Origin of the sequence: Vibrio sp. Makdt (assembly GCF_027587015.1) — a bacterium.
Taxonomy (GTDB): Bacteria; Pseudomonadota; Gammaproteobacteria; order Enterobacterales; family Vibrionaceae; genus Vibrio; species Vibrio chagasii_B.
Genome location: NZ_JAPPTH010000032.1, coordinates 14,846 through 41,681, shown reverse-complemented (window position 1 = coordinate 41,681; position 26,836 = coordinate 14,846). Strand labels below are relative to the sequence as shown.

Genomic DNA, 26,836 nt, shown 5'->3' with positions numbered 1-26,836 from the left:
TTCTAATGGCGTGGAATGAGCCTGGAAATAACAACGGCGATAACGGCCGCGATAATGACCCTTGGGGTAATAAAAATAATCGCGGTGGCCGAGATCAAGGACCGCCAGACCTAGACGAAGTGTTTAACAAGCTGAGTCAAAAGTTGGGTGGCAAGTTTGGTAAAAAAGGTGGTAACGGAAACGGGCCATCTATTGGTGGTGGCGGTGCAATTGGCTTTGGTGTCATTGCCGTTATTGCTATTGCTATCTGGTTCTTCGCAGGTTTCTACACCGTTGGCGAAGCAGAAAGAGCAGTTGTGCTTCGATTAGGTCAATTCGACCGTATTGAAGAACCTGGTCTTAACTGGCATCCACGTTTCATCGATCAAATCAGTGATGAGCAGCTAGTAAACGTTCAAGCGATTCGTTCTCTACGTGCTTCTGGCACCATGCTAACGAAAGACGAAAACGTAGTTACGGTTGAGATGGGTGTTCAATACCGTGTATCTGATCCATACAAATATTTGTATCGTGTAACGAATGCGGACGACAGCTTACGTCAGGCGACTGATTCTGCGCTTCGTGCAGTAATCGGTGACTCACTGATGGACAGCATCCTAACAAGTGGTCGTCAACAGATTCGTCAAAGCACTCAAGAAACGCTTAACCGTATTATCGATAGCTACGATATGGGTATTCTTATTGTTGACGTGAACTTCCAGTCAGCACGTCCACCTGAGCAAGTTAAAGATGCATTTGATGATGCTATCGCGGCTCGTGAGGATGAAGAGCGTTTTGAACGTGAAGCTGAAGCTTACCGAAATGACATTCTTCCAAAAGCAACAGGTCGTGCTGAGCGTTTGAAGAAAGAAGCGGTTGGTTACTCTGAGCGCACAGTTAATGGTGCTCTAGGTCAAGTAGCTCAGTTCGAGAAACTGCTACCTGAATACCAAGCAGCTCCAGAAGTAACACGTAACCGTATGTACCTAGATACAATGGAAAAAGTGTACTCAAGCACATCTAAAGTCCTGATTGACTCTGAATCAAGCGGTAACTTGTTGTACCTACCAATTGATAAGCTAGGCGCTCAAGGTGGTTCTCAGTCGGGCACTCGCTCAACAAAGGCACCATCGACTTACGATCAGATTGAACTAGAAACTCAACCTGAACCAGCGTCGAGCTCTCAGTCTCGTTCAGATAGCTCACGTCAAGGGAGATACTAATAATGCGTAAATTAATGATCCCTGTATTGGTTGTTACGTTAGCTTTGCTACTGATGTCAGTATTCGTGATTCCTGAAGGCGAGCGCGGTATCGTGATTCGTTTCGGTCGTGTATTGAAAGATACTAACGACATCTCTCGTATCCACGAACCAGGTCTGCACTTCAAACTGCCATTGTTCGACCGTGTGAAAACTCTTGATGCACGTATTCAAACAATGGACGGCCGTTCTGACCGTTTCGTAACGTCTGAGAAAAAAGACGTGATCATCGATTCATACGTTAAGTGGCGTATCCAAGACTTCGGTCAATACTACCTAGCAACAGGTGGTGGTAACGCACTAACAGCAGAAGCACTTCTTGAGCGTAAAGTGACAGACGTTCTTCGTTCTGAAATCGGTTCTCGTGAAATCAAGCAAATCGTATCAGGCCCTCGTAATAACGATGTACTGCCAGATTCTGCTGATAGTGAAGAAGTGACAACAGTTGCTGCTGCTGAAGCCCTAGAGGTTGATGGTGAGCGTGACAAGATCATGGAAAACGTACTTGCAGATACTCGTGAAAGTGCGCTGAAAGATCTAGGTGTTGAGATTGTTGATTTCCGTATGAAGAAAATCAACCTTCCAGACAACATCAGTGACTCTATCTACAAGCGTATGCGTGCAGAGCGTGAGTCGGTTGCTCGTAAGCACCGTTCTCAAGGTCGTGAGCGTGCTGAAGTTATCCGTGCTCAAGCTGAGCTAGAAGTTGCTACAGTACTTGCTGAAGCTGACCGTACTGCTCGAGTAACTCGTGGTGATGCAGATGCAGAAGCGGCGAAGATCTACTCTGATGCATACAACAAAGATCCTGAGTTCTTTGGCTTTATGCGTTCACTGCAAGCTTATGAGTCATCATTTAGCGATAAGAGCGACATTCTAGTACTGGATCCGAAGACAGACTTCTTCCAATACATGAATCAAGCGAGCGGTGCTCCAGCGAAATAAGCTGATCAGTTATTGAAACAGCAAACGCTGACCTTCAATAACAAGACACGTTAAGACTTAAAAGGCTCCCATTGTGGGAGCCTTTTTACTTTTTAGAGTTCTGTTATTTTTCTTGTCTTGAGCTGATATGGGAGAGTGGTTGCTCGAACTATCTATCAGCTAGCGAAGCTCAGGAATTATGTAGCGAAGCTATTCTGAGAAGCGGTGATGTGAGTTAGTGGTGAGTCATAAAGGCGATCACGGCACCAGCTACAACAAGGCAGCCACCAATGCGGCGTAATTGAGTATCGGGCTGCTCGCTTAGCTGGGCGACCATATTTCTCCAGCCATTTGGTGCGATTAATGGGCCAAGCCCTTCAACGATGAGAACAAGCCCAATTGCGAGCCAAATTGAATCAGACATGATGCTGCCTTATATCTATAAAAATATAATGATATCAGCATCTTTAGCGATCTGCCCTTCGTAATCGCTGTTTTATTTTTGTACAGCGTTAACGTTTATGAACAAAAAGTGACTGCAAGAAGTGTGATTCAGTGCTAGAATCCATTTTTAATTAGCAACAGAAATTGGAAAGATGGGAAATAACGTAGTCGTTCTAGGCACCCAATGGGGTGATGAAGGTAAAGGTAAAATCGTTGACCTTTTAACTGAAGATGCAAAATACGTGGTTCGCTACCAAGGCGGTCACAATGCAGGTCACACACTTGTAATTGACGGTGAAAAAACCGTTCTTCACTTAATTCCATCAGGCATCCTGCGCGATAACGTTAAATGTGTTATCGGTAACGGTGTTGTACTTTCGCCTGAAGCACTTCTTAAAGAAATGAAGCCTCTTGAAGAGCGCGGTATCCCAGTTCGCGAGCGTCTTTTCGTTTCTGAAGCTTGTCCTCTAATTCTTCCTTACCACATCGCTATCGACAACGCGCGTGAAATCGCTCGTGGCGCGAAAGCTATTGGTACAACTGGTCGTGGTATCGGTCCAGCTTACGAAGATAAAGTTGCTCGTCGCGGTCTACGCGTTGGTGACCTTTTCGATAAAGAAATGTTCGCTGAAAAACTAAAAGAAGTAATGGAATTCCATAACTTCCAACTAGAGCACTTCTACAAAGCTGAAACAGTAAGCTACGAAGATGTACTTGAGCAGTGCATGGGTTACGCAGATCTACTAACTTCAATGGTTATCGACGTAACTGACGAACTAGACGCAGCACGTAAGCGCGGCGACAAGATCATGTTCGAAGGTGCTCAAGGTACTCTACTAGATATCGACCACGGTACTTACCCATACGTAACGTCTTCTAATACTACTGCTGGTGGTGTTGCTGCAGGTTCTGGTTTCGGTCCTCGTCACATCGGTTACATCCTTGGTATCACTAAGGCTTACTGTACTCGTGTTGGTTCTGGTCCATTCCCAACTGAGCTATACGATGGCCTAGACAAGCAAGACCCAGTAGGTAAGCACCTAGGTGATGTTGGCCACGAGTTTGGCGCAACTACTGGTCGTCTACGTCGTACTGGTTGGTTCGATGCTGTTGCTATGCGTCGTGCAATCCAAATCAACTCTCTATCTGGTATGTGTCTAACTAAGCTAGACGTTCTAGATGGCCTAGAAGAACTAAAAATCTGTACTGGTTACAAGATGAAAGATGGTTCTATCCTAGAAGTTTCTCCAATGGCTGCTGAGTCATTCGAAGAAGCGACGCCAATCTACGAAACAATGCCTGGTTGGAGCGAGAACACATTTGGTGCTAAGTCAATTGATGCGCTTCCACAAGCTGCTCTTGATTACATAAAACGTATCGAAGACCTAACAGGTGTGCCAATTGATATTGTATCAACTGGTCCAGACCGTAACGAAACTATCATCAAGGTTCACCCATACAGCGCATAATGCCTGATTGAGTGATTACCACTGCACCTTTAGTGCTTTGATAATTAAATCGTTTTCTAAAAGCCGACTTTCTTAAGTCGGCTTTTTTATACCTGTAATTTGAAAACGAAGCCGTCTTTGATGAACTTTTGAAGGCCATCTGGCAAAATATTGCCCATTAGCGGCAAGTTTTGTCTAAAGCGATACGCTGAGTTGCCGATACAGATATCATAGTGAGTGAAATGTAATTGAGTTTGGGGTGTCCAAAAGCTCGATTCGTTTTTAAAACCGATAAAAGAGTGCAGGTATGAAGCTACGAATTGTGGCAGCTTCATTGATAATGGCGCTGAGCTCACCCTTGAGTCATGCAAATTTGGCTGATGTCGGGGAGCCAGTTCCAATATATACAGAAGCTGAACTGATTAATTTAATCGAGAATAATCAACACCTAGAGCGAGTGAAAGCTGATAAGTGCCAGTTAGTTGAAGATATCGTTGCTCGTGCAACGCGTATTAGCTTGCCTTCTTATGAGTTTTTATACGGCGATATGCTGGCGTGGGGCGTGTGCGTTCCTCAAGATGTAGAGCTTGGTCTTTACTATATGGAAAACGCGGCACACCAAGGTTTACCTGCAGCACTAGAGCAATTGGGTCGTTATTATTCTCGTGGAACCTTGGTTCAACAAGACCAAGAGCGTGCGATCCCATACCTGCGTGAAGCAGCCTCGCTGGGGAATCTGAGTGCCAGTATTCATCTAGCAGAATTGCTGTTACGTGATTATGGCAGTCCATTAGATTACGAAGATGCCTACCGCTGGTTGTACAACTCTGTCACGGCAGATCAAAGGCAACATAAGCGTATTACTGTATTGCGAAGTGGTTTGGAAAAGAGAATGCCAGACAATATTATCGCTCGAGCAAAACGTCGAGACGTGTTCTGGTAATACAGAACAAGAAACCTGTAATGATTCCTGCACTCATTATTACAGGTCACAAGATCTAGAAAGCCCCGCCTAACTGAATTAGTGCGGGGCTTTTTACGTTTAGATGGTCATGTTATTCGATAGCGAACTTATTGAACTACTTCACCAGATTCGATAACGGTTTCACGAACTACCTTAGTGAAATCGAGTGCTTCCTGACGAATCTTATCTTCATCTACTGTTAGCATGTCGCGATCTTGCATGATGATCTTGCCATCGACGATCGTGTGACGAACATTGCCAGAGTTAGCTGAATACACCAGTGCTGAATATGGGTTGTAAACAGGAACCATGTTTGGTGCTTTAGTGTCGATCACTATGATATCTGCTAGCTTACCGGCTTCAAGAGAGCCGATCTTATCTTCCATGTGTAGGGCTTTTGCTGCGCCCATTGTTGCCATGTCGATCACTTTGATCGGCGGCATCGCTGCACGATCTTTATTGACTAGCTTATGAACTTTAGCAACTTGGTTGAATTCATCAATGGTGCTCAGAGTGTTGCCAGACATTGGACCATCAGTACCTAAACCAATACGTACATTCTCGTCATACATCTGTAGTGCAGGTGATACGCCTTTCGCCGACTTGATGTTTGCACTCATGTTATGAGCGACACCCATATCCGACTTTTTAACAAGCTCAATGTCATGGTCATCAACTAGGATCATGTGTGCGCCAACTAGGTTTTTGTTGAGTGCGCCAATGCTATCCATGTATTGAACCGGCGATAAGCCTTCTGAACGCTCTGCGATCTTCTCTACTTCACGGTGCGATTCTGCAAGGTGGATCATCACTGGTACATCGAGCTCTAGTGATAACTTAGAAATCTTTTGCAGGATCTCTGTGGTGTTGGTGTAAGGCGCATGTGGTGCAAATGCTGGAGTGATACGTGGGTGATCTTTGTACTCTTCAATGAAGTTCAGCGCGTACTTGATACCTTCTTCGGCGTTAGCAGCATCGGCAACCGGGAACTTAATCACAGTTTCACCAAGGATGGCGCGCATACCAATCTTATCGACGGTTTTTGCGACCTCATCCTCGAAGTAGTACATGTCGGCGTAAGTCGTCACACCACCTTTAACCATCTCAACGTTACCTAAGTTGGCACCAATACGTACCATGTCGCGTGATACTAACTTCTTCTCTAGTGGGAAGATGTAGCGGTGTAGTCGATCTGGAACATCATCAGCCAGTGAACGGAAAACCGTCATTGATACGTGGGTGTGAGTATTGATTAGACCTGGCATCACGATGTCGCCATCCACGTCTAGCACTTGCTCAGCCTTGTATTGCTTCTCTAGTGAAGCATCACCAACCGCAATGATTTTGTTGTCTTTGATGACAACCGTTCCGCTCTCATAAACCGTTTTGTCTTGGTTCATGGTTAGAACCATCGCATCGGTAATCATTAGGTCAGCCTTTTCCATCGCAGAACTTGCGAGTGGGAATAGCGCAAGGCTCGCCATTGCTGAAGCCAATAAGGTGCGTTTTAATTTCATATCAATACTCAGAACAGGAGTTGGTAAAAGTGTCTGGATAATAGTGCATTTCATTCATGAGGCAAACGTTTGTTTTATCGTTTGCGCGAAATTCTTATGGTAGTTTGTGATGATGAAGTGATGTTTCACAAAATGAAGATATGTATCAATCTGAGGTTATTTTCGGGTTTTCTAAAGCATATCTGTAGCTTACCTCTAGCATCGGATATACTAGGGGTATATACCTTCCTTGCTTAAGCAGGCCCGCCTATGTCAAAAAACACACCGATGTCAGAAAACACGACAGCTAGCACTAATGTTGACCCTTTTGCCGATCGAGAGTCGAAAAATTACGACAATCCAGTACCAAGCCGAGAGTTCATTTTATCGTTTCTAACGGAAGCGAATATCCCAATGAACCGCAATGATCTATTCGAAGCGCTTGGCCTTGCTGGAGAGGAGCAATATGAAGGGCTACGTCGTCGTTTACGTGCTATGGAGCGTGATGGACAACTGGTCTTCACTCGTCGCCAATGCTACGCGCTACCTGAAAAGTTAGAGCTAGTGAAAGGTTACGTGATTGGTCACAAAGACGGTCATGGCTGGGTTCGCCCTGATGGTAGCAAAGGCAAGGATGACGATATTCTACTGCCACACCATCAGATGAAAACCATCATGCACGGTGACTACGTATTGGCTCAGCCAACGGACAACAGCAAGCGTGGCCGTCGTGAAGGTCGTTTAGTTCGCGTACTTGAAGAACGTACCACGCCAATTGTTGGCCGTTTCTTCTTGGAGTATGGTCACTCTTATGTAGTTGCCGACGACTCGCGCATCAGCCATGACATCCTTATCCCAACCGAGCATAAAGGCGGAGCTCGAATGGGTAATGTGGTTGTGATTGAAATTACTGACCGTGGCGGTCGCTCTCGTAACATGATGGGTAAGGTAACTGAAGTGCTTGGTGAGAACATGGCTCCGGGCATGGAAACCAAGATTGCTATTCATACCCACCAGATCCCAAATGAGTGGCCTGAAGCTGTCGATAAGCAAATTGCTAACTTGGGTGAGCATGTACCTGAAGAAGCGAAAGAAGGGCGTGTTGACCTGCGTAAATTGCCATTGGTAACTATCGATGGTGAAGATGCACGTGACTTCGATGATGCGGTTTATTGTGAAGCGAAGAAAGGTGGAGGCTGGCGCCTATGGGTAGCGATTGCTGATGTAAGCTACTATGTTCGCCCTGATACTGCACTAGACAAAGAAGCGATCAACCGTGGTAACTCGGTATACTTCCCGTCACAAGTCGTCCCAATGCTGCCAGAAGTGCTCTCTAATGGCCTATGTTCGTTGAACCCTCAAGTAGACCGTTTGTGTATGGTGTGTGAGATGACTATCTCAGACAAAGGTAAGCTGTCGGGCTACAAGCACTACGAAGCGGTAATGAACTCTCATGCTCGTCTTACTTACAATAAAGTAGGTGCGATCCTAGATGGTAACGAAGAACTTCGTGAGCGTTACGTACAAGAGGTGCCGCATCTAGAAGAGCTGCACAGAATGTACAAAGTACTGAAGCAGACTCGTGACGAGCGTGGCGCAATTGAGTTTGAAACGGTAGAGACTAAGTTTATCTTCAATGCGGATCGTAAGATTGACCGTATTGAACCCGTTGTTCGCAACGATGCACACAAAATCATCGAAGAGTGTATGATTCTAGCGAACATCGCGTCTGCATCTTTGGTGGAGAAAGCGAAAGAGCCATCGCTGTACCGTATTCACGAAACTCCAGGTGAAGAGCGCTTAGCAGGCTTTAAAGACTTCCTAAGTGAACTTGGTTTATCGCTAGACGGCGGTTTGTCTCCGTCACCAACGGATTACGCAAAGCTAATGCAGCAAATTAACGAGCGTGAAGATCGCGAGTTAATCCAAACTATGCTGTTACGCTCGATGAAGCAAGCGGTATACAACGCTGATAACGTAGGTCACTTTGGTCTAGCGCTAAAACGCTACGCTCACTTTACCTCGCCGATCCGTCGTTACCCTGACTTGCTACTGCACCGTGCAATTAAGTACCTTATTGCGAAAGAAGAGGGGCGTAACAGCGAACGTTGGACACCAACGGGCGGTTACCACTACACTTTCGATGAAATGGACTTCTACGGCGAGCAGTGTTCAATGACTGAGCGTCGTGCCGATGATGCAACTCGTGAAGTGAACGACTGGCTGAAATGTGAATACATGCAAGACCACGTCGGTGAAGTGATGGACGGTGTGATTGCCAATGTTACCGGCTTTGGTTTCTTTGTGCGTCTAACGGAATTGCACATTGATGGCCTAGTACACATCTCGGCGCTCGCGAACGATTACTACCAATTCGATGCGGTTGGTCAGCGCTTGGTAGGTGAAAGCTCAGGTAACATCTACCGCTTGGGTGACTCGGTTAAAGTGAAGGTTTCTGCAGTTAACCTAGAAACTCGCCAAATTGATTTTGATTTGGAAGACACTGCTCGTCAGCCTCGTGGCAAAGGTAAAACAGCTAAGAAGCGTGCTGCTGAAGCAATGAAAAAGGCGAAAAGTAAGAAACGCGCCGCAGTGAAGAGCAACAAACCAGGTGTCGCAGCTAAACCATTGGTTGAGCCAACTAAGCGACCAGACGGTAGTTCAGAAGCTTCTGAGAAGAAGAAAAAATCGCGTAATAAGACCGGTGCAGCAAAAGCTCGAGCGAAGAAAAAGCGCTCAGCAACTCGCAAGGCAAGGGCGGATAAGTCTTAGGGCACCGTCAAGCGTTAACAACGAATGTAATGCGAGAGTATCGGGCGTGAAACGCATACTCTCGAAATAAACAACGCAGAGCTGGATGCATTGGAGTTAGTGCCGTTCATCTCTGAGCAATAAGAGTAATTTGAGACAATGAGTAACGAATTTATTTACGGTATTCACGCGGTGAAAGCCGTATTAGAAAAAGATCCAGCACGTTTCATCGAAGCGTATGTGCTAAAAGGTCGTCAAGACGAGCGCCTTTTACCACTACTGAATCAGCTACAACAGTTTGGTGTATCCATTCAACAGATGGGCCGTAAGCCGCTGGATGACAAAGCACAAGGTGCAAACCACCAAGGCATTATCGCTAAGGTGAAGCCGGCTAAACAGCTTAACGAAACTCACCTAGATGACATCCTAGCGCAGCACGAACAGCCATTGCTGTTGGTTCTAGATGGCGTAACAGACCCTCATAACCTAGGTGCGTGTCTGCGTAATGCGGATGCGGCTGGTGTTGCTGCGGTTATCGTGCCTAAAGACCGCTCTTCTCCATTAACAGCAACAGTTAGTAAGGTTGCATGTGGTGCGGCTGAAACAGTTCCTCTAGTACGTGTAACTAACCTAGCTCGCACAATGCGTGCTCTGCAAGAACAAGGTGTATGGTTTGTCGGTACAGCGGGCGAAGCGACGCACGACATCTACCAAGCGAAGCTAACAGGCCCTCTAGCCGTAGTAATGGGTGCAGAAGGTGACGGTATGCGTCGTCTAACGCGTGAGACCTGTGATGACCTCATCAAGATTCCGATGGCTGGTAGCGTATCAAGCCTAAACGTATCAGTGGCTTCTGGTATTTGTCTGTTTGAAGCGGTACGTCAGCGTCTAGCTCAGTAACCTTTAAAGAGACGCCGGCTTAAGCGACTTAAGTCTATGAATTTATTAACGCTCACCACTTGCTGGTGGGCGTTTGTTTTTAGGGCATCGAGTGACAAATTGACAGAATCACAGGTGGTAAGGGGCTGTTGCTCTTTCGTGGTTGAGTTTTGTTCGAGATAAAATCGTTTTAGGCGCGGCGAAGATTATGTAGCCTAGTCATTCTACGCAAATATTCTTCAACAAAGCATAAAATGATTTTAGTGGGGGCGCCTAGCTCGAACCCTTCGGGCAGCCTTTGTGGTTCATTTCTACTGCGTTATCGGCTTTTTATGTAGGCTAGCTACACGTCAAAGCCTCTGTCTTGTATCAATTTCCCACAAAGAGCTGCAAAAGCCAGCTCGAAAGATTAACAGCCCCTAAATGGCGAAAGAAAAACTGTTTCATTATTCGCCAAATACCACTTGCCAATACAGGGTTCTTTCTATAATATTTGCCGTCCTTAAAACTCGGTCATTTATCTTTAGTTCCTTGCTTCCTCTGGACGACCGAGCCATTCGTGGAAGCTAATAATCCGTAAGGAGCAACCAAATGCGTCATTACGAAATCGTATTCATGGTTCACCCTGATCAAAGCGAGCAAGTTGCTGGCATGATCGAGCGTTACACTGGTTCTATCACTGAAGCTGGCGGTACTATCCACCGTCTAGAAGACTGGGGTCGTCGTCAAATGGCTTACCCAATCAACAAGCTTCACAAAGCTCACTACGTTCTTATGAACGTTGAAGCTGGTCAAGAAGTGATTGACGAGCTAGAAACTGCTTTCCGTTTCAACGATGCAGTTCTACGTAACATGATCATGCGCACTAAAGGCGCTGTGACTGAGCAATCTATTATGCTTAAGCAAAAAGAAGAGCGTGCAGAGCGTGCTCCTCGTCGTGAAGAGCGTACAGAAGCTAAACCAGAAGCAGCTGCTGAGTAATTCTTTTTTGGCTTAATGCCTTAAAAAATTCTCAACTTGTTTTAAGTCTTTCACCACTTTCCTAAGTTTTGAAAGGCTGCATTATTAAATTTAAGATCAGGAGATAGCCCATGGCTCGTTTCTTCCGTCGTCGTAAATTCTGCCGTTTCACTGCAGAAGGCGTACAAGAGATTGACTACAAAGACGTAGCAACTCTTAAAAACTACATCACTGAAGCTGGTAAAATCGTACCTAGCCGTATCACTGGTACAAGCGCTAAGTACCAGCGTCAACTAGCTCGCGCTATCAAGCGTTCTCGTTACCTAGCTCTACTACCGTACACTGACAAGCATCAGTAATCGGTAATAGTTAATAATAGTTTAAGAGGACTAAGATAATGCAAGTTATTCTACTTGATAAGATCGGTAACCTAGGTGGCCTTGGCGACCAAGTAAACGTTAAATCTGGTTACGCTCGTAACTTCCTTATCCCACAGGGTAAAGCAGTTATGGCAACTAAAGACAACGTTGCTATGTTCGAAACTCGTCGTGCTGAACTAGAAGCTAAAGTTGCTGAGCAACTAGCTGCTGCTGAAGCTCGTGCAGAGAAAGTTAACTCTCTAGAAGGCGTTTCTATCGCTTCTAAAGCTGGTGACGAAGGTAAACTATTCGGTTCTATCGGTACTCGTGACATCGCTGACGCTATCACAGCGGCAGGTGTTGCAGTAGCTAAGAGCGAAGTACGCCTACCTGAAGGCGCTCTACGTAACATCGGCGAATTCGAAGTAAGCATCCAACTTCACTCTGAAGTTTTTGCTACTGCGAAAATCGCTATCGTTGCAGCTGAGTAATTTCAGTACCAAGACGAATTCTTTCTTTATGAAAGTTTTAAACACCAGCTTCGGCTGGTGTTTTTTTATGTCTGGAATATAGGAAAGAGTAAGGGAGGGTTACAGTAAGTAAAAAGCTTACTATGATCCAAAAGCTCTAGTGGCTGAACAATCAGCCATGGAAATTAGAATTGGAACAGCAGGTTAATAGAGAGAACCGAGTCTTCTTTATCTAGCCCTTCGGGTACCTTGTCGTGGTACTGGCGAGAGTGTGCAATCTTCAGCGCGATATTGTCAGTAATATCGTTGATCGCTTCTAACTCAGTATCGAACTTCAAGTTACTGTGACCAGACACTAATGTTACATCGGCTTTTAGCTGCAAATTCTTCAACACCTGCCAAGACGTATTGACGTTGCCACGGAAAATCGCTTCTTCAACGATCTCTGGGAAGATGATGTCATCATCGTCTAGCTCATCGAGGTTTGGTTCTTGGTAACGAAAGCCCGGGCCCACTTCGACTTCCAGCACGAATTCTTCGGTATTCGAAAACTGGTAACCCAGACCGCTCGAAACGGTGTAATCCTTAAAGTAAGCACTGTATCGTGAATCGACGCCTTTAAAACTGCCGTAAAGATAGGTTTTAGGGCTTAACTTGTAGTCACTCTGAGCCGTGTAAGTTGATTGCCTTTTATCTTCTTCGCCATCTTTATAGAGGTTGTAGTATTTCCATTCGCCACTGGTTCTGTGGCGGCCAGCCGTGTACTCACCGTTTAGGCGTGCGTTTAGAGAGCGTGAATCGGAATTACCAGTATGCGACTGATATCCAAATTCGACTTCAGTTTTTAGTGGGCTTGGCAGTTCAGTGTCACTCGTATCACTTGGGGCGATATCCATATCTTTTTCTTCTGGTGCTGGTGCAACGACGATCGGCTCAGCAGTAGGTTCTGGTACTACTATCGAGTCGAGGATTGCATCAACATCGGTTTTAGCATCATCAGCTAAAGCCATCGGAGCGCTCAGGAGACCAGTGCTTAGAAGACCTGTGCTCAGAGCCAATAGTTTGGACACGCATACCTCAGTTATACAGTGAATGAATGGCGAGATCGTAATGCTACCCTTGGTTAATTCCGTCAGCAATAAGTAAATTCTTCCTGAAGAATAAAACAAACTCATAGGATCGGATTACAAATGAGTGTTCTTGGGTATAATGAACGATCATTATTAGTTATTGAGTGTAGTCATAGTGGATACCAAAAGTCAGAAATCAGCCAAAGATCAGGTGGACGCCATCAAGGTCCCGCCACATTCATTAGAAGCTGAGCAATCTGTTATTGGCGGTTTGTTATTAGATAACGAACGCTGGGATACGGTTGCTGAAAAGGTTGTGGCCAAAGACTTTTATAGTCGTCCTCACCGTCTGATCTTTGAAGCGGTAAAAGATATCCTTGAAGAAAGCTCTCCTCTGGATCTTATTACACTCTCTGAACACTTAGAGCTGCGTGAGCAACTTGAAGAAGTGGGTGGCTTTGCCTACCTTGCTGACCTAGCTAAGAACACGCCAAGTGCGGCTAACATTAACGCTTATGCGGATATCGTCGCTCAGCGCGCACTGGTTCGTAGCCTGATTGGTGTGGCGAATGAGATTGCCGATTCTGGCTACGATCCACAAGGTCGTACATCAGAAGACCTGCTCGACCTTGCTGAGAGTAAAGTATTCGCGATTGCAGAAGGTCGTGCGAGCGAAAACGAAGGCCCTCAAAACGTAGATAGCATTCTTGAGAAGACGCTAGAGCGTATCGAAATCCTGTACAAGACTCCGCAAGACGGTGTGACAGGTGTCGATACCGGCTTTAATGACCTCAACAAGAAGACCGCTGGTCTACAAGGTTCTGATTTAATCATTGTCGCTGCTCGTCCATCGATGGGTAAAACCACGTTTGCGATGAACTTGTGTGAAAACGCGGCGATGAAACAAGACAAGCCCGTGCTTATCTTCTCGCTAGAGATGCCAGGTGAACAGCTGATGATGCGTATGCTTGCATCCCTGTCTCGCGTAGACCAAACCAAAATTCGTACCGGTCAACTTGATGACGAAGATTGGGCTCGTATCTCTTCGACCATGGGTATCCTCATGGATAAGAAGAACATGTACATTGATGACAGTTCTGGCCTAACACCAACCGAAGTTCGTTCTCGTGCGCGTCGTATTGCTCGTGAACATGACGGTCTTTCAATGATCATGATCGATTACCTTCAACTGATGCGTGTCCCTTCACTGTCTGATAACCGTACCCTTGAGATCGCCGAGATTTCACGTTCCCTAAAAGCGCTAGCGAAAGAGTTGAACGTTCCAGTTGTGGCACTTTCTCAGCTTAACCGTTCCCTAGAGCAACGTGCCGATAAACGCCCAGTTAACTCGGACTTGCGTGAATCGGGCTCGATTGAGCAAGATGCCGACTTAATCATGTTCATCTACCGTGACGAAGTTTATAACCCAGACAGCTCGCTGAAGGGCATCGCTGAAATCATTATCGGTAAGCAACGTAACGGTCCGATCGGTTCGGTTCGTCTTACATTCCAAGGGCAACACTCCCGTTTCGATAACTATGCAGGTCCTGCATTTGATGACGAGTAATCGCTAATGACGTATATGAAAGCGGCGACCGCGAGCATTGATTTAAATGCGCTTGAGCACAACCTGAACCAAATTAAGTCGAAAGCCCCGCAGTGCAAAGTGATGTCTGTTGTCAAAGCCAATGGCTATGGTCACGGCTTACTGCACATTGCTAAGCACTCAAAAAGCTCAGATGCATTCGGTGTGGCTCGTATTGAGGAAGCCTTACAACTGCGTGCTGGTGGTATTGTTCAGCCGGTTTTATTGCTAGAAGGTTTTTACTCTTCAGGCGATTTACCAATATTGGTGACCAATAACATCCAAACGGTGGTGCATTGTGAAGAACAGCTTAGTGCTCTGGAAAATTCAGTTCTAGAATCACCGGTTGTGGTATGGCTAAAAGTCGATAGTGGTATGCACCGCTTAGGTGTTCGCTCTGAACAGTATCAAGATTTCGTTGAGCGCCTGCATCAATGTGTGAATGTGGCTAAGCCTTTGCGCTACATGAGCCACTTTGGCTGTGCTGACGAGTTAGATAAAGCAACCACAGAGCAACAGACTGAATTATTCCTGTCTTTGACTGAAGGCTGTGAAGGTGAGCGCTCTCTTGCTAACTCTGCAGGTTTACTTGCTTGGCCAGATAGCCATTTAGATTGGGTTCGTCCTGGGATCATCTCTTATGGCGTATCACCTTTCGTAGATAAGTCGGCTCAAGAGCTTGGCTTTTTACCTGTGATGACTCTCACCTCTCACCTGATTGCGGTTCGTGATTTGAAAGCAGGTGAAAGCGTGGGTTATGGCGGTAACTGGACCAGCGAACGTGATACCAAGGTTGGTGTTATCGCAATTGGCTACGGTGATGGCTACCCTCGAACCGCCCCTAACGGTACACCTGTGTTTGTAAATGGTCGAAAAGTGCCTATTGCAGGCCGAGTTTCTATGGATATGTTAACGGTCGACCTTGGGCCGGATGCTCAAGATAAAGTCGGTGATGAAGCGACACTTTGGGGGAAAGAGTTACCTTCTGAAGAAGTCGCAGAACATATCGGCACGATCGCTTACGAGCTGGTTACTAAGCTTACCTCGCGTGTAGCGATGGAATATGTGAAGTAGCTATGGGTTCAGTACAGTAAATGATGTTCAAGCGAACCACTCGACAACTAGTGATGTCAGCAATGGCATTACTCGGTGTTAGCTTTTCTTCTTCAGCTCTGAGTGAAGAAAAAGACTCAGCCTTTGTCCCTTTCTACTTCAGCACTGAAACCATGGGTAATACCTTTGGGGTTGCTGGTGTTGCAAAGGGTGTTTGGCAACCTCAAGCCGCTTTGTTTGGTATGGCGTTGTATTCAGATAAAGACAGCTATGTCGGTTTCCTATCTGCCTTTAATTTTGCACTGTCTGAGAACATATTGTTCAGCACTCAGATGTACCAAGCTCGTTTTAACGAAAACCCGTATTACATTGGCTCTCAAGGCGATAACGATTCATCGATTGATGACAAAACCATTGCTGATGGCTTAGAAGAAAACTATCAGTTTGAGTTTAAGTACCTGTTGCCATGGGGCAATGTTGCTGAACATGGTTTGTTGGGTGCGTTTCAACCAATTAAAGATGTAAGTTTTGCTTCACCTGTTGAGTCGGGTGTCAGTTCGATTATTTTTACACCTTTTTATACTTCTCGAGAGTTAGAAGGTTTAAATAATAATGAAGAGGCGACGGGCTTTAGTTTTGCGTTTGATTGGGATAATCGTGATAGCACACGTAATCCAACCAAAGGTTCTCATACTAACCTTGAGTTCACTACTGGTGCTGAAAGTTGGTCTAACGACGATTTATGGCTGAAGTGGACATTTCAAAACAGCCAGTATTTTGCTTTAGGTCCGTTGGGGGACTTATTCGATCAACAAGTCGTGGCATTTGATTTCTATACGGCTGATACGCCCACTTGGGATAACTGCTCAAGTCAAGACTGCGCTCGTCCACCAGAAACGGAGCAAGCTCGATTGGGTGGTTTGTATCGCTTACGAGGCTACACCGGAGGTCGCTATCATGGACGCTCGGCGGTGCATTACTCTGCAGAATACCGTGTACTTCCAGATTGGCAGCCACTGGGTGATATCCCACTGATTAACTACTACGATTTGCCTTGGTGGCAATGGGTGGCGTTTGCTGAAGTTGGGCGCGTTGCTGATGAGTATGACATCAAAACACTGCATACGGATATGAAATGGAGCCTCGGCGGCGCGGTTCGTTTCCAAGTGGAAGGTATTGTGGTTCGTGCGGAATTAGCGCGAGGCGGTGATGAAGGGACCTTTCGGGTTATGATAAACCAACCTTTCTAAAGCATTTGGCCCACAGTAGGCCAAGCGCTGTATTTATAAGAGTGGTCGTGGAAATACACCACTCTTTTTTATTAAGAAGGCATTGCTTTTATTATGAAGATCTTGCTTTTAAGCAGTCTACTCTCCCTGAATCGTAGCAACTACAGTGCGGCTACCACCATAGTCTCGGTGCTCTCCTAAGTAAATGCCCTGCCATGTTCCTAAAGCTAAACGACCATTGGTGATAGGGATTGTCACACTGTTGCCAAGTGTCGATGCTTTTATGTGAGCTGGCATATCATCATCACCTTCATAAGTATGCTTGTAATAGGGCGCTCGTTCGGGCACAAACTTGTTGAAGTGTGACTCCATATCACTACGGACGGTCGGATCGGCGTTTTCATTGAGCGTTAAGCTGGCAGAAGTATGCTGAATAAATAGATGTAATAAACCAACAGATAGGGAGCTCATCTCGTGTATCTGTTGTTCAATTTCATCAGTAATGAGATGAAATCCACGCTTTTGTGCGTTTAGGTGTATAGTCTTCTGAATCCACATACGCCATCCTTTATAATGTATTTGGAAAAAAAGTGGTTTGAGGCTATCTTTTGAACTTGAATTTATCAGGTCTCGCTCACATTTAATTATGTTAGAGCCAGAGTCTGTACCGATTCCTGTCTCAGGAAATCTAATCCTGATTTATCTCAAGGTACAGCTCTTCATATACGGCATAATACGTCGTGAAAAAAAATTACAAAGAATCTTTCAGTGGTGACGCGGTTTGGTCATCACAGAAAAATATAAACTTTCGCCTAATCGGGGGTTCTATTCATCACCTAGGTGACGTTTAGAATAAAACCTACAGTAACATCGGGATAGATACCATGTTGAAAAATATCAACCCAACGCAAACACAAGCGTGGAAAGCTCTAACAGCTCATTTTGAGTCTGCTCAAGATATGGATATGAAAGAGCTGTTTGCTCAAGATGCAAAACGTTTCGAGAGCTTTTCTACTCGTTTCGGTTCAGACATCTTAGTCGATTACTCTAAGAACCTAATCGACGCAGAAACGATGCAGCACCTATTTGCTCTTGCAAACGAGACTGAAGTTAAGTCTGCAATTGAAGCGATGTTTAGCGGTGATGCGATCAACAAGACTGAAGGCCGTTCAGTGCTTCACACTGCACTACGTAACCGTAGCGACAAGCCAGTAATGGTTGACGGCAAAGACGTAATGCCAGCAGTTAACGCTGTACTAGCAAAAATGGAACTGTTCACACACCGCATCGTTTCTGGTGAGTGGAAAGGTTACACAGGTAAAGAGATCACTGATGTTGTAAACATCGGTATCGGCGGTTCGGATCTTGGTCCATACATGGTGACTGAAGCACTAACGCCATACAAAACTCGCCTAAACATGCACTTCGTTTCAAACGTAGATGGTACGCACATCGTTGAGACACTTAAGCCTCTAAACCCAGAAACAACGCTATTCCTAGTAGCATCAAAAACATTCACGACTCAAGAAACAATGACGAACGCACACTCTGCTCGTGATTGGTTCCTAGCTGAAGCAGGTGATGAAGCGCACGTAGCTAAGCACTTCGCTGCACTATCGACTAACGCAACTGCAGTAGCTGAGTTTGGTATCGATACTGACAACATGTTCGAATTCTGGGACTGGGTTGGTGGTCGTTACTCACTATGGTCTGCGATCGGTCTTTCTATTTCTCTTTCTGTTGGCTTCGATAACTTCGTTGAGCTACTAGAAGGTGCTCACGAGATGGATAAGCACTTTGCTTCAACTGAATTTGAAAGCAACATCCCAGTTATCCTTGCGCTAATCGGTATTTGGTACAACAACTTCCACGGCGCTGAGTCAGAAGCGATTCTACCTTACGACCAGTACATGCACCGTTTTGCTGCTTACTTCCAGCAAGGCAACATGGAATCAAACGGTAAGTTTGTAGACCGTGAAGGTAACCCAGTAGAGTACCAAACAGGTCCTATCATCTGGGGTGAACCTGGTACAAACGGCCAGCACGCGTTCTACCAACTGATTCACCAAGGCACTAAGCTGATCCCATCAGACTTCATCGCGCCTGCAATCAGCCACAATCCAGCATCTGATCACCACCAGAAGCTAATGTCTAACTTCTTTGCTCAAACTGAAGCACTAGCATTCGGTAAGACAAAAGAAACAGTGGAAGCTGAATTCCTAGCGGCTGGCAAAACTGCAGAAGAAGTAGCTGAACTGGTACCTTTCAAAGTGTTTGAAGGTAACCGCCCAACGAACTCTATTCTTGTTAAGCAAATTACACCTCGCTCTCTGGGTAACCTAATCGCGATGTACGAGCACAAGATCTTCGTTCAAGGTGTTATTTGGAACATCTTCAGCTTCGACCAATGGGGTGTAGAACTTGGTAAGCAACTAGCAAACCAAATTCTTCCAGAGCTTGCTGATGACGCAGAAGTGATATCTCACGATAGCTCAACGAACGGTCTAATCAACGCATTCAAAGCACTTAAAGCTTAATTGAGTTGATAGCATAAAAGTAAACGCCAACCTTAGGGTTGGCGTTTTTGTATCTATAACTCTAACGATCTAATAACGGTTCAATCGCAGGTAATAAAAAAGGCTGACGTATCGACGCCAGCCTTCTAAATATTTTGCAGTAGTTACTTTTATTCGAAACAGATCTCGATGAAGGCATTACCCCACTGAGATGAGAAAGGCATGATGATGATTGCGCCTTCGCATTTGTGACGAATAGTGTGGCCTTTACCAGAAACCACAATCGGCGTTGCCATGTCGAAGTCGAAGCCGCTTTCCGCAAGAATACGTTTTGCACCGCCCGTTACCATGTTGGTGATCTCACCAACCATGTCGGTGACTTCTTCGTTCAAACCGTTTGGTCGCTCACCAAGCATGTTTTCCATGATTTCCAGAGCCAGACCTTCATCAAAGGTAATCGACATTGAGCCACGTGATTGTGGACCAACCATACCGATTAAACCAGAGACATCACCACGAGCGATTTCATCTTTCTTAACTCTTGGTTTTTGTGGCTTCAATTCTAGAGAAGCCATCGTTTTTAGAACGTTCATCAAAGAAGCTAAAAACGGGTTTACAAATTCAGCGCGCATAATGTTCTTCTATAATCTTATTCTTTCATATCGGAGGAGCAAGACTGGCAAATGCCATGCGACTCAATGACGTGGTTGGTCAATTGAAATCCATGCTTCTCAGCGTTACTCGCGAGCAGAGTTACAAGGGAATCGTCTTGTAGTTCTACCACTGTGCCACATTTATCGCAGATCAGTAGTTGGGAGAAATGTTTGTTGGCATTACAAGAACAGCAGCATATAAAGCTATTGGTTGACTCAACTCTGTGAATGAAACCTTGCTCCAACAAGAAATCCAAAGCGCGATATACTGTAGGTGGCTTGGCTTGCGGCTCACTGACTTTCAATTGCTCTAATAATTCATAAGCACTAGAGGCTTTCTTATTAGAGAGGATGAGCTCAAACACTCGCTTTCTTTGAGGCGTTAATCTAACGCCACGCGATGCGCATATCCCTTCAACTTGCTCTATTAATGTGTGGTCCAAATTCTTCACCATTCAATCGGACATCCTTAAACAAACCCTATTTTCAGGTTATTTCGGCTAAGGAGCCATTGATTTCTATTAAAGTCAGGTACAGAGCGTATTGTGACCCACGACTTTGAATAAGACAAGGTAACTCAAAATGACATTGTGACTCAAGGCATAACTGATTAGTGAGGCTGAATTAGAGATCTGGTGAATGATTTATAAAAAAGTGTGAGGCAAAGTTCATATAGCACAAACAGAGCATAGCCTTTACAATAGCCGACTTTGCTTATGCTGGGTATTCCAGCATCTTTGTTTGACTCGCTACTAGGGTACTTTGCCATGACACATTCATGTAGGTTGTCTGTCGCTCCAATGCTCGATTGGATTGATTAAGCAGCCTTAGCAAGGGCTGAGCGAGTTTGAGGGGTACCATAGGAGTACCACGTAGTGTTCTATGCTATTCCTTAAATACAGAAAACCCCCGCCGAAGCGAGGGTTCTGTAAATCGGCAGCACCAATAGGTTTGTTATCACCTGTCTTTGGGCTGGCTGTAATCCTACGAAAACAGTCTTAGTGCATCTCTTTGAGTTTCCTCAAAGGAGCGGGAACAAGTAAATATTACATGTATAGCCTAGAACTGACAAGTTATTAACCGCGTTCAATATCCTCCAATGACTCTCAATAACCCTCAATGACCTTTAGTTTAGGCAAATAATATTAAGCATTACAGGTGATTACCCAAGTGTCCTAGGTTCATCCCATGTAATACGCAAGTAAAAATACTTTTCATATTTTCACGGCTAAGTGATTGCTCGAAGTAAACCCTCTTACCATTATCAAACCCTAGCCTGATCAGGTCTAACCGCTCAAAACCCATTGTGTAAATCATGTCGCCTTTCAACCATGTTTCCTTTCCTTCAAAGAATTTATCTCTGGGTAGGTATTTATCATCGATTAACATGTGATAGGCCATTTGCGGTTCTGGGGTGGCAGTACTTAGGCAAGCTACTTGTACTAATTTTGGTCCATAACGAGAAGATTTTATAACGATAACCGGACGTCTTTTTACCATTTCAGGTTCTTTCATTCCTTTGAAATCACACATGAGTATCTGGCCAACTTTTGGTGAGTATTTTAATCCCAAGTTATTCTCCTTTTTCTAAGTTACATTCTCTGTCCTGACCAAACCACTTCACCGATGATTTCGAAGTCGGCACCTTCTATCTCTTTCTTTCCAAGTTCCCATGCTTCATAAGCACTGTTGTCACTGACTACCTTGATTCCGTTTGGTAGAAATTGAAGTCTCTTCACCATCAATCGATTGTCATACCTGAATACGTAAATCCCATCAGTAGAAAAACCATCAACGCGGTTCACCATTACGACACTCTGATTTTTGAGGGTAGGGATCATGCTGTCACCGCGAACAGGCATTAAGAAAATGTTGTTTGGATTAAAGCCAAGCTCTTGTCTAATAAATCGCTCACTAAAAACCATCGCGCTAGATTCTTCTTCTTTTTCAACAAGCGCTCCATGTCCTGCACTTACTTCAATATCGAAGAACTTCAATTCCAAATAACCTTTTGGTGCAAGAGACCCCGTTTTTGCGATCTCTTTCGCTTTTAAGAAAATATCTTCAGGGATGTGATCACGGTGTTTCCAGTTTGAAATTGTCTTAGGTGATTTACCTAAAACTCTTGCTAAATCAACATTCTTAGATGTGTTCGTCAGTTCTTTTAATTCTTTAAGTTGTTCCTCAAAACTTCCCATTTAAATATCTCCGTGTACATTTGGGGTTGCTAATTGAAATTAGATCCTCAATAATTCCCTGTGAAATGATTAGGGATGTTTGAGGGATACTTAAGTTTCCTCGAATGACTTCAAGTGTACTACACGGAGGATGCATGAACACAAAATTTGCACTACTAGCTAGGTTTGAGAGCCCAACCGTAGAATTAAAACAAGTCAGCCAAGAGTTTTTTGGCATCACTCCTAGGACAGCGGAGCAACGAGCGAAAGCTTGTGACTTCCCTGTTCCTACATTCAAGCTCCGTAATTCGGAGCGTAGCCCGTCACTGATCAAGATTGAAGATCTAGCTGTTTATATCGATAAGTGCCACGAGGAAGCCAAGCAAGATTGGCATTCCGTTAACGGGTAGGTGGTTGCCATGAATGTATCTGACCCTATCCACCTACCTTGCCCCGATATGCTCGGCATGATTGACCCAAAACCGGAGCTACGCGAACGCTCTATCTACTTGTTAGATAAATTACGTGAGAAACACGGCTTGTCTAAGCGCTCAAAGCGCAAAGCAAAGCCGATGAACTACGTTTGCACAAATCATTCGTGTGCGGGGCTGTAATGAACGAACAAGCGGCAATAGATGCACTTACTAGCATGGAAGCTAAAAGTGAAGCAGGGGACATTCCTCGTTACTCTGCGTTCACGAAACGCTTCTTTCCCCGCTTACCTAAAATCGTGCGTAATGATGTGAAGCGCAAAATTGTGCAGCGTAAGCAGCGTCAAAACCCTACCAAAGAAAACCTAATACTCGCAGCAGAAGACGCGGTGAAGTTTGGACTGAAAAGAGCGCACTTCATTGAGGATAAATTTCCGTTTGTCGATAGTCGCGCCAAGAGCCGAGCTCAACCTTTAAGCCACGATATTTTAATGCGTGATGATGCTGTCAGCGAACTAGCAAAAGAGTTCGCTGATAAATGCGCGTTATTGCTTACTGAAGAAAGCCAACCTGAAGTATTCAAAAGCTTTTTGGATGCGATAGAGCACGTTTACCAATTGCAGTCAGCCGAACTAAAAACAATTCATGTTAATGCGCCACAAGTGAACCTAAAAAAGCGCGACAAGAAACCGGAAGAGCTAGAGCAAGACCTACAGGTCGCGGTACTCAAGATGCAATCTGAATCTTGGATTGAGGGACGCTTGTTACACCTCCGAGCGCAATACATTGAGTACTCACAAATCACGCTTGAGCGTGTGGGGCAAGGTAAGCACCAGTCCCCTGTGATTAGTGCATTGTCATTTTCTAACTGGAAACAGAAACAACGTGACGCTAAAGCATTTCTTGAAACCATGGCGGTGATGAATAACGAGACGGGTGATTCGTTCGACCTTGAAGATGTGATCAAGCGAACGACTGCAAACCCAGAAAACCGTCGTATTGAAATGATGGTGCGCTCTCGTGGTTTCGAAGAATTGGCTCAAGACTTGGGCTATACCGCACTATTTATTACTTGGACATTGCCGAGCAAATATCACCGAGTCTCTAAAAATTGGAAAGGGGCGAGCATTAAAGATGGTCACCAAGTTCTAATGCAGCAGTGGGCTTTAGGTCGCGCCTTGATAGCTAAGGAAGATATTCATTATTTTGGGTTTCGAGTGGCTGAGCCACATAAGGACGCGACCAGTCATGCTCACTACTTTCTGTTTTGCTCACCCGACGATAAAGACTTGATTATCGAAACCTTAAAGTCGTGCGCGATCTCTGAGGATAGGTTCGAGCTTGGCTCTGATATTTCGCCTCGCTTTGATGTGAAAGAAGCAGACCCGAAAAAGGGCGGGGCGACTGCCTACATTGCCAAATACGTATCGAAAAACATCAACGGAAAGCATATGCCAGAGAGCGAGGGTGAAGAATCTGCCTATCGTGCTCGTGCTTGGGCTTCTACTCATCGAATCCGCCAGTTTCAGCAATTTGGTGGTAAGCCTGTGTCCCTTTGGCGAAATCTACGCAGGGCAAAACCGGAACAGACCATGATAGACCCAAAGCTCGAAGAGCTACGCCAAGCGGCAGATTCTTCGAAGTGGTCGCTGTTCTGTCAATTGGCTGATAGTGCAAAAGTTGCCTACCAATCGAAACAAAACCAATACGGTGAAACAACCAAAAAGGTGATCGGCTTTTCTTGGCTCGGTCGTCTTATCGAAACATCTAGCGAGTGCTATTCGCTCGTTAAGAAAAAAGACGTGAAGCGTCTTCAAGAGGCGCGGAGCGTCTCACCTTGGAGTACTGAAAATAACTGTAACTCTCCCTTAGTTGAACATCTTCAACGCGCGACCGGATGGAGCGTGGAGGGAGTCCAATGCTTGATATCACCGCTGATGCGGGGAGCCAAAGTTCAAATTGATAAATACACGAGTATCAGCTTTAGAAACAACCGTCTGATTGTGTATTAAACCATTGCCAACGATGTGAATCAGGGGCTAAAAACTAAACAACGTCGTGAGACAGAGGATTAAAAATGAAAATACTATCGCTTGAAGAGTGCCAAAGAGATTTAGCCGCTTTGGATGCGGCTGAAAAGCTAACGAATAACATGAAAGTGGAAATCGACCGCTTCAAAGAAATGGATACCAGCAAGCTCATGAAAAAAGCCATGGGAATGCTGATGGGTGGAAACCTATCACTTGAGGCGTTAGGGCTTCCCGTCAATTTATTTGAGCAATTAGAGCAGCTCGAAAAACTCAACGGGGTGGCGCGCAGTAAATACCGAGCTGTCGTTGTGGCTAACCAAGAAAAGCTTAGTGAAGTGGAGAGCGTTGAGGTGAAACATGGCTAAATATGAAAACCCTGTTCGTGGGTATATTTCCTGTCCTGTTTGCCAGTCTGCAGCCACTACTCACCAAGTGGGTGAGGGACAATTGATTGCGTCTGGTGAGCCACCAAAAAACAGTCGTAACATTGGGCTCATGTATTACCGTTGCCCTGAGTGCGGTAATAGTTCGAATAGTAAAAAGGTTACAGAGTTCATCAAAGCAAATTCTGTCGCAGAGTTAAGCGAACTTAAACCGAACTCAACCGAAAAAGGTTCGGTTATTGAGTCTGATTTGATAACTGAGCCTAACCCTACCGATGCAATTGAGTTAACCGAATCGGTGCAAGTGGATGAAGTCAGTAAAGAAGAGGTTTCTAACCGAGAGGTAACCGAAACGGTCGTCACTGAAAAAACAGAAAGTCCCCTAAGTAAATTCCCCTTTAAACGAGTATTCGCGGGGTTAGCGTCGGTTATCTTCATCATTTGGGCTGTGTCTCAATTGCTACCGAAAGCCCCAATCGAACAATCGCAAGGGGGTGAGCATGGAGCAAGCTAATGAAACCTTACCAGGTGAGCAAATTGAACTGGATGATTGGGGGGACTTTGGCTCCGTTATTAATCAGCTTGAAGAACAAGAGAAAACCGATAGCGATTTGATTGGTTTAACTGAGTCAGCTGAGACGGAAACCGAAGATAAAACTCAAGCTATGGCGGGCTTACTGAATATTTTGTTTGCCTTAACTGAGCAAGCGACCTCCATTATTTCAGGGGTTGAATTTGAGTTTGACGGTAAAGGTAAGCAAGCGGTGATGGATGCTGCTGAACCTGTCTTTGCAAAACATGGTAATGCGCTTATGGGCGTGTTTGGGGATTACATCGAAGAGGCAACTTTATTGCTTGCGGTTCTTGGTTTGATTTATGCCTCTAAAAAGCAATTGGTAATGTTGCAACAATCAAAGGAGGTGGACGGTGAAAAAGCTGAAGCCCCTAGCTCTACCGAACCCCGTTAACTCGAACCCGTCGCATGATGCAGAACACACGATTTATGTGGCGGGAACGGGTGGAGGTAAAACCTCAGCCGTTAAGCATTTGGGACTCGTTCCCAAAGCGGCTCAAGTGGTCTTCTTTGACCCCTACACCAACTACGCAGGAAGTAAGTTCCAAGGTCAAATGTGTCACGGCACTTCATCACGCTTAACCTTTGTCAAAACACTCATTATGGCGCGTCGTCGTGGTGGGTCGTTTAAGCTGGCTTATATCCCAAGGAACGGGGCAACTGGTGACGAATTAGAGTTCTTTGCATCGGTGGTGTGGTCGGTGGGTAACGGTCGAGCGAGTAAGCTCTATACCGTTATCGAAGAATTAGCCTCATGTGTTGAAACCGCAGGCAAGCTTCGAGGTCGTGCGGGTGAGCTTTTACGAGGTGGTCGTCAGTATGGTCTCGTTGTTCATACGGTGTTTCAACGAGGTCAAGAGGTACCTAAAACCGTGACTGAACAATCAAGTGTTTGGTGGGTGGGTGCGGTCAATTCAATGAGTGATGCACACTGGATTGCTGATAAGCGTGGGTTAGATGTAAACACCGTTGCAGGGCTAAAGTCTGCCAAGGTCAATAAAGAGCGCATTGGTAAACCGATAGCCGAATATTTATTGATTGGTGATGGTATCGGCAATATCGAGCACAAAGCGTTTAACTGCCAGTCTGGCTCTAAGCTCAATTTAAACTACCGTTAATCGACGTTTTTAACCTATAGGTTACCCGTTCAACCTATAGGTTAAGTTCCCTTCCTTTTTTCACCTTACTCCTATTTGATAA

The 26,836-nt window shown here is 45.2% G+C and carries 28 protein-coding genes; 20 read left to right on the top strand and 8 right to left on the bottom strand.

Going from position 1 to position 26,836, the window contains the following annotated elements:
- Positions 1-5 precede the first annotated feature (5 nt).
- On the top strand, positions 6-1,202 hold the full coding sequence (hflK, locus tag OH460_RS24755; protein WP_008223941.1) for an FtsH protease activity modulator HflK: 1,197 nt from the start codon (positions 6-8) through the stop codon (positions 1,200-1,202).
- Positions 1,203-1,204: 2 nt separating this feature from the next.
- Complete coding sequence (gene hflC, locus OH460_RS24750; protein ID WP_008223939.1) at positions 1,205-2,185, top strand: protease modulator HflC; 981 nt, start codon at positions 1,205-1,207, stop codon at positions 2,183-2,185.
- Positions 2,186-2,399: 214 nt separating this feature from the next.
- Here hflC and OH460_RS24745 read toward each other — a convergent pair whose 3' ends face one another.
- Complete coding sequence (locus OH460_RS24745; RefSeq protein ID WP_004741286.1) at positions 2,400-2,588, bottom strand: DUF2065 domain-containing protein; 189 nt, start codon at positions 2,586-2,588, stop codon at positions 2,400-2,402.
- Positions 2,589-2,760: 172 nt separating this feature from the next.
- On the opposite strand from OH460_RS24745, the gene OH460_RS24740 reads away from it, so the two are divergent.
- Positions 2,761-4,077 carry an adenylosuccinate synthase gene (locus OH460_RS24740; protein ID WP_061034268.1) on the top strand — a complete coding sequence of 439 codons (1,317 nt, stop codon included), beginning with the start codon at positions 2,761-2,763 and terminating at the stop codon, positions 4,075-4,077.
- Between the two features lie 286 nt (positions 4,078-4,363).
- On the top strand, positions 4,364-4,999 hold the full coding sequence (gene motX / locus OH460_RS24735; protein WP_004741283.1) for a flagellar protein MotX: 636 nt from the start codon (positions 4,364-4,366) through the stop codon (positions 4,997-4,999).
- A 128-nt stretch (positions 5,000-5,127) separates the two neighbouring features.
- On the opposite strand, the gene OH460_RS24730 is transcribed toward motX, so the two are convergent.
- The gene (locus tag OH460_RS24730; RefSeq protein ID WP_269999868.1) at positions 5,128-6,537 is read right to left on the bottom strand and encodes an amidohydrolase; all 1,410 of its coding nucleotides are present in this window, start codon (positions 6,535-6,537) and stop codon (positions 5,128-5,130) included.
- Positions 6,538-6,786: 249 nt separating this feature from the next.
- Between OH460_RS24730 and rnr the strand changes: the two genes are divergently transcribed.
- The 5 genes from rnr to rplI all read left to right on the top strand — a co-directional run bounded on the left by rnr (position 6,787) and on the right by rplI (position 11,956).
- On the top strand, positions 6,787-9,288 hold the full coding sequence (gene rnr / locus OH460_RS24725) for a ribonuclease R (protein WP_061034271.1): 2,502 nt from the start codon (positions 6,787-6,789) through the stop codon (positions 9,286-9,288).
- A 138-nt stretch (positions 9,289-9,426) separates the two neighbouring features.
- On the top strand, positions 9,427-10,167 hold the full coding sequence (gene rlmB, locus OH460_RS24720; RefSeq protein ID WP_004741280.1) for a 23S rRNA (guanosine(2251)-2'-O)-methyltransferase RlmB: 741 nt from the start codon (positions 9,427-9,429) through the stop codon (positions 10,165-10,167).
- 570 nt (positions 10,168-10,737) lie between these two features.
- Positions 10,738-11,127, top strand: a complete 390-nt coding sequence (gene rpsF / locus OH460_RS24715; RefSeq protein ID WP_004741278.1) for a 30S ribosomal protein S6 — start codon at positions 10,738-10,740, stop codon at positions 11,125-11,127.
- A 110-nt stretch (positions 11,128-11,237) separates the two neighbouring features.
- Positions 11,238-11,465 carry a 30S ribosomal protein S18 gene (gene rpsR / locus OH460_RS24710; protein ID WP_000090472.1) on the top strand — a complete coding sequence of 76 codons (228 nt, stop codon included), beginning with the start codon at positions 11,238-11,240 and terminating at the stop codon, positions 11,463-11,465.
- A 38-nt stretch (positions 11,466-11,503) separates the two neighbouring features.
- Positions 11,504-11,956: a 50S ribosomal protein L9 gene (rplI, locus tag OH460_RS24705; RefSeq protein WP_008223927.1), complete on the top strand. Its 453-nt coding sequence runs from the start codon at positions 11,504-11,506 to the stop codon at positions 11,954-11,956.
- A gap of 164 nt (positions 11,957-12,120) precedes the next feature.
- Here rplI and OH460_RS24700 read toward each other — a convergent pair whose 3' ends face one another.
- Complete coding sequence (locus OH460_RS24700) at positions 12,121-13,005, bottom strand: DUF481 domain-containing protein (protein ID WP_061034272.1); 885 nt, start codon at positions 13,003-13,005, stop codon at positions 12,121-12,123.
- A 175-nt stretch (positions 13,006-13,180) separates the two neighbouring features.
- On the opposite strand from OH460_RS24700, the gene OH460_RS24695 reads away from it, so the two are divergent.
- From OH460_RS24695 to OH460_RS24685, 3 genes are read left to right on the top strand one after another with little or no spacing between them, the layout of a single operon-like run.
- A complete protein-coding gene (locus OH460_RS24695; protein ID WP_004741275.1) occupies positions 13,181-14,572 on the top strand; it encodes a replicative DNA helicase in 1,392 nt (463 codons plus the stop codon).
- Between the two features lie 6 nt (positions 14,573-14,578).
- Positions 14,579-15,664: an alanine racemase gene (gene alr / locus OH460_RS24690; RefSeq protein ID WP_269999867.1), complete on the top strand. Its 1,086-nt coding sequence runs from the start codon at positions 14,579-14,581 to the stop codon at positions 15,662-15,664.
- Between the two features lie 23 nt (positions 15,665-15,687).
- On the top strand, positions 15,688-16,893 hold the full coding sequence (locus OH460_RS24685; RefSeq protein ID WP_269999875.1) for a BamA/TamA family outer membrane protein: 1,206 nt from the start codon (positions 15,688-15,690) through the stop codon (positions 16,891-16,893).
- A gap of 117 nt (positions 16,894-17,010) precedes the next feature.
- Here the strand turns inward: OH460_RS24685 and OH460_RS24680 are convergent, their stop codons facing one another.
- A complete protein-coding gene (locus OH460_RS24680) occupies positions 17,011-17,430 on the bottom strand; it encodes a secondary thiamine-phosphate synthase enzyme YjbQ (RefSeq protein ID WP_171762868.1) in 420 nt (139 codons plus the stop codon).
- Positions 17,431-17,756: 326 nt separating this feature from the next.
- Between OH460_RS24680 and pgi the strand changes: the two genes are divergently transcribed.
- A complete protein-coding gene (pgi, locus tag OH460_RS24675) occupies positions 17,757-19,409 on the top strand; it encodes a glucose-6-phosphate isomerase (protein ID WP_269999866.1) in 1,653 nt (550 codons plus the stop codon).
- Positions 19,410-19,558: 149 nt separating this feature from the next.
- Here the strand turns inward: pgi and OH460_RS24670 are convergent, their stop codons facing one another.
- From OH460_RS24670 to OH460_RS24655, 4 genes are all read right to left on the bottom strand, one after another.
- Complete coding sequence (locus OH460_RS24670) at positions 19,559-20,020, bottom strand: chemotaxis protein CheX (protein WP_004741271.1); 462 nt, start codon at positions 20,018-20,020, stop codon at positions 19,559-19,561.
- Positions 20,021-20,037: 17 nt separating this feature from the next.
- Positions 20,038-20,496 (bottom strand): zinc uptake transcriptional repressor Zur, encoded by a 459-nt coding sequence (zur, locus tag OH460_RS24665; RefSeq protein ID WP_004741270.1) that lies wholly within the window; start codon positions 20,494-20,496, stop codon positions 20,038-20,040.
- A 697-nt stretch (positions 20,497-21,193) separates the two neighbouring features.
- On the bottom strand, positions 21,194-21,613 hold the full coding sequence (locus OH460_RS24660) for a type II toxin-antitoxin system PemK/MazF family toxin (RefSeq protein ID WP_017071571.1): 420 nt from the start codon (positions 21,611-21,613) through the stop codon (positions 21,194-21,196).
- Positions 21,614-21,633: 20 nt separating this feature from the next.
- On the bottom strand, positions 21,634-22,239 hold the full coding sequence (locus OH460_RS24655; protein WP_017071570.1) for a S24 family peptidase: 606 nt from the start codon (positions 22,237-22,239) through the stop codon (positions 21,634-21,636).
- Between the two features lie 134 nt (positions 22,240-22,373).
- Here OH460_RS24655 and OH460_RS24650 point away from each other — a divergent pair, with 134 nt between their 5' ends.
- The 7 genes from OH460_RS24650 (at position 22,374) to OH460_RS24620 (ending at position 26,754) form a co-directional block, all read left to right on the top strand.
- Positions 22,374-22,628 (top strand): pyocin activator PrtN family protein, encoded by a 255-nt coding sequence (locus OH460_RS24650; protein ID WP_017071569.1) that lies wholly within the window; start codon positions 22,374-22,376, stop codon positions 22,626-22,628.
- Between the two features lie 9 nt (positions 22,629-22,637).
- Positions 22,638-22,832 carry a hypothetical protein gene (locus OH460_RS24645; RefSeq protein ID WP_116869734.1) on the top strand — a complete coding sequence of 65 codons (195 nt, stop codon included), beginning with the start codon at positions 22,638-22,640 and terminating at the stop codon, positions 22,830-22,832.
- Complete coding sequence (locus OH460_RS24640; protein ID WP_269999862.1) at positions 22,832-24,661, top strand: replication endonuclease; 1,830 nt, start codon at positions 22,832-22,834, stop codon at positions 24,659-24,661. The genes OH460_RS24645 and OH460_RS24640 overlap by 1 nt, the downstream gene beginning before the upstream one ends.
- Positions 24,662-24,726: 65 nt before the next feature.
- Entirely contained in the window at positions 24,727-25,044 is a 318-nt protein-coding gene (locus OH460_RS24635) for a hypothetical protein (protein WP_198779017.1), read from the top strand.
- Entirely contained in the window at positions 25,037-25,576 is a 540-nt protein-coding gene (locus tag OH460_RS24630; RefSeq protein WP_239937576.1) for a hypothetical protein, read from the top strand. The genes OH460_RS24635 and OH460_RS24630 overlap by 8 nt, the downstream gene beginning before the upstream one ends.
- Positions 25,563-26,030, top strand: a complete 468-nt coding sequence (locus tag OH460_RS24625) for a hypothetical protein (RefSeq protein WP_269999861.1) — start codon at positions 25,563-25,565, stop codon at positions 26,028-26,030. The genes OH460_RS24630 and OH460_RS24625 overlap by 14 nt, the downstream gene beginning before the upstream one ends.
- The gene (locus tag OH460_RS24620; protein WP_269999860.1) at positions 25,990-26,754 is read left to right on the top strand and encodes a hypothetical protein; all 765 of its coding nucleotides are present in this window, start codon (positions 25,990-25,992) and stop codon (positions 26,752-26,754) included. Before OH460_RS24625 ends, OH460_RS24620 begins: the two co-directional genes overlap by 41 nt.
- Positions 26,755-26,836 lie beyond the last annotated feature (82 nt).